Origin of the sequence: Shewanella sp. T24-MNA-CIBAN-0130 (assembly GCF_040310185.1) — a bacterium.
GTDB classification, from domain to species: domain Bacteria; phylum Pseudomonadota; class Gammaproteobacteria; order Enterobacterales; family Shewanellaceae; genus Shewanella; species Shewanella psychromarinicola.
The window spans coordinates 1-263 of record NZ_JBEOPP010000362.1; the positions used below are offsets into that span (position 1 = coordinate 1).

Consider the following 263-nt stretch of genomic DNA (forward strand, 5'->3'; position numbering starts at 1 on the left):
TATCAATATCTCCCTCTTTCAGACGTTCAAGCAGTTCTCTGCGGCGCTTTCCTTTCACTGAACTCGTCAAAAGAGCAATATTTAGCCCCCACTTTTCAAATAACTGATACAGTGAATCGGCATGCTGTTCAGCCAAAATTTCAGTTGGCACCATCAGCGCACCTTGAAAGCCGGATAAATGAGCGGCATAAAGGGCAATTGCCGCTACAGCTGTTTTCCCCGATCCAACATCCCCTTGAAGAAGCCGGTTCATTCGGTACGGG

The 263-nt window shown here is 47.5% G+C and carries 1 protein-coding gene; it reads right to left on the reverse strand.

Features of this window, described 5'->3' with window-relative positions; all coding sequences use genetic code 11:
* A partial coding sequence (locus AAEZ02_RS22740; RefSeq protein ID WP_351125352.1) for a DEAD/DEAH box helicase occupies window positions 1-263 on the reverse strand: 263 nt, incomplete at both ends.